We start from the raw sequence: 2,959 nt of genomic DNA, 5'->3' as shown, positions 1-2,959 counted from the left end.
CCGCGCCCGCACCCAGCGATCCTTCCGGCCCGCCCGGCGGCGGCCGCTGTCCCTTCTCTCTTTTCCCAGCCCACCACGGATACCACCACCATGAGCTTGACCCATTTGCAGCGCCTGGAAGCCGAGAGCATCCACATCATGCGCGAGGTCGTCGCCGAGGCTGACAACCCGGTGATGCTTTACTCCGTTGGCAAGGACTCAGCGGTGATGCTGCACCTGGCCCGGAAGGCCTTCTACCCGGCCCCGCCGCCCTTCCCCCTGCTGCACGTGGACACCACCTGGAAGTTCCGGGCGATGTACGAGCTGCGCGACCGCATGTCCGCGGAAACCGGGATGGACCTGCTGGTCTATCACAACCCGGAAGCCATGGAGATGGGCATCAATCCCTTCACCCATGGCTCGTCCATCCACACCGACATGTGGAAGACGCAAGGCCTGAAGCAGGCGCTGGACAAGTACAACTTCGACGTGGCCTTCGGCGGCGCCCGCCGCGACGAAGAGAAGAGCCGTGCCAAGGAACGCATCTTCTCGTTCCGCTCGGCACAGCACCGCTGGGACCCGAAGAACCAGCGCCCGGAACTCTGGCGCCTGTACAACGGCCGCAAGCAGAAGGGCGAGTCGATCCGCTGCTTCCCGATCTCCAACTGGACCGAGCTGGACGTCTGGCAGTACATCTACATGGAGAACATCCCCATCGTGCCGCTGTACTTCGCGGCCAAGCGCCCGGTCGTGGAACGCGACGGCACGCTGATCATGGTGGACGACGACCGCTTCCCGCTGCGCGAAGGCGAAGTGCCGATGATGAAGAGCGTGCGCTTCCGCACGCTGGGCTGCTACCCGCTGTCGGGTGCCGTCGAATCCGAAGCCGCCACGCTGCCGGACGTCATCCAGGAAATGCTGCTGACCAAGACCTCGGAGCGTCAAGGCCGCATGATCGACCACGACAGCGCCGCGTCCATGGAAAAGAAGAAACAGGAAGGCTATTTCTAAGCCGCCGCCCGTTCTTCTTTACCGCACCAAATTCAAGGAATCACCATGGCCCACACCTCGGACCTGATCTCGGTCGACATCGAGAAGTACCTGAAGCAGCATGAGCAGAAGAGCCTGCTGCGCTTCATCACCTGCGGCTCGGTGGACGACGGCAAGTCGACCGTCATCGGCCGGCTGCTGTATGAGTCGAAGATGCTGTTCGAAGACCAGCTTGCCGCCATCGAGAACGACTCGAAGAAATGGGGCACGCAAGGCGGCGACATCGACTTCGCGCTGCTGGTCGACGGCCTGGCCGCCGAACGCGAGCAAGGCATCACGATCGACGTGGCCTACCGCTTCTTCTCGACCGACCGCCGCAAGTTCATCGTCGCCGACACCCCCGGCCACGAGCAGTACACCCGCAACATGATCACCGGCGCCTCAACCGCCGACGTGGCCGTGATCCTGGTCGACTCGCGCAAGGGCATCCTGACGCAGACCCGCCGCCACTCGTACCTGGTCAGCCTGATCGGCATCCGCAAGGTGGTGCTGGCGATCAACAAGCTGGACCTGGTCGACTACTCCGAGAAGGTCTTCAAGCAGATCGACGAGGAATACCGCGAGTTCGCCAAGCAGATCGGCCTGAACGACATCACCTCGATCCCCTTGTCTGGCCTGAAGGGCGACAACATGATCGTCGCCAGCGAGAAGACGCCCTGGTACCACGGCCCGACGCTGCTGGGCTTCCTGGAAACCTGCGAAATCGACGAGGAGCGCCTGCAGAAGGAACCGTTCCGCATGCCGGTGCAGTGGGTCAACCGGCCGAACCTGGACTTCCGCGGCTTCGCCGGCGTCATCACCGGCGGCATGATCAAGCCGGGCGACCGCATCCGCGCCCAGCCTTCGGGCAAGGAAAGCAAGGTCCAGCGCATCGTCACGATGAACGGCGACCTGCCGCTGGCCGTGGCCGGCCAGTCCGTCACGCTGACGCTGGAAGACGAGATCGACATCTCGCGTGGCGACGTGATCTCGACCGCCGAGTCTCCCGCCGAAGTGGCCGACCAGTTCGAAGCCACCATCGTCTGGATGACCGACGAGCCGATGCTGCCGGGCCGGCCCTACCTGCTGAAGATCGGCACCCAGCTGGTGACGGCCACCGTCACCGAGCCGAAGTACAAGGTCAACGTCAACACGATGGAGCACCTGGCCGCCAAGCAGTTGGAGGTCAACGAGATTGGCGTGGTGAACTTGGCGCTGGACCGCCCGATTGCCTTCGATCCGTACACCGCCAACCGCGACACCGGCGGCTTCATCCTGATCAACCGCCTGACCAACAACACGGTCGGCGCGGGCATGCTGCACTTCGCGCTGCGCCGCTCGCACAACATCCACATGCAGGCCGTGGACGTGGACAAGGCTGCGCGCGCCACCGCCAAGGGCCAGAAGCCGGGCGTGCTGTGGTTCACCGGCCTGTCGGGCGCCGGCAAGTCGACGATTGCCAACCTGGTCGAGAAGAAGCTGCACGCGATGGGCCGCCACACCTATCTGCTGGACGGCGACAACATCCGCCACGGCCTGAACAAGGACCTGGGCTTCACCGAGGCTGACCGCGTGGAGAACATCCGCCGCGTCTCCGAAGTGGCGCGCCTGATGGTCGATTCCGGCCTGATCGTGCTGACCGCCTTCATCTCGCCGTTCAAGTCCGAACGTGCAATGGCCCGCGGCCTGCTGGGCGAAGGTGAGTTCATCGAGATCCACGTCGACACGCCGCTGAACGTGGCCGAGGACCGCGACGTCAAGGGCCTGTACAAGAAGGCCCGCCGCGGCGAGATCGCCAACTTCACCGGCATCAGCTCGCCATACGAAGTGCCGGAGAACCCGGAAATGCGCGTCAACACCGCCGTCATCAGCGCCGACCAGGCCGCCGACGAGATCATCGCCCGCCTGCGCACGCTGGGCATGATCGACTGAGACCCGCTGGCGGGCCTGC

General features: G+C 64.4%; 2 protein-coding genes. Both read left to right on the top strand.

Going from position 1 to position 2,959, the window contains the following annotated elements; genetic code table 11:
- Positions 1-18 precede the first annotated feature (18 nt).
- Positions 19-990 (top strand): sulfate adenylyltransferase subunit CysD, encoded by a 972-nt coding sequence (gene cysD / locus FKP22_RS25900; RefSeq protein WP_170201093.1) that lies wholly within the window; start codon positions 19-21, stop codon positions 988-990.
- 45 nt (positions 991-1,035) lie between these two features.
- A complete protein-coding gene (gene cysN, locus FKP22_RS25895) occupies positions 1,036-2,940 on the top strand; it encodes a sulfate adenylyltransferase subunit CysN (protein WP_141290682.1) in 1,905 nt (634 codons plus the stop codon).
- Positions 2,941-2,959 lie beyond the last annotated feature (19 nt).

This window comes from Ideonella azotifigens (genome assembly GCF_006519715.1).
In the GTDB taxonomy this organism is placed as follows: Bacteria; Pseudomonadota; Gammaproteobacteria; order Burkholderiales; family Burkholderiaceae_C; genus Ideonella; species Ideonella azotifigens.
This window is presented reverse-complemented; position numbering and strand designations above follow the sequence as displayed.

Bases quoted from the DNA above. Each gene is read 5' to 3' on its own strand.
- cysN (WP_141290682.1), top strand. From the start codon at position 1,036: ATGGCCCACACCTCGGACCTGATCTCGGTCGACATCGAGAAGTACCTG.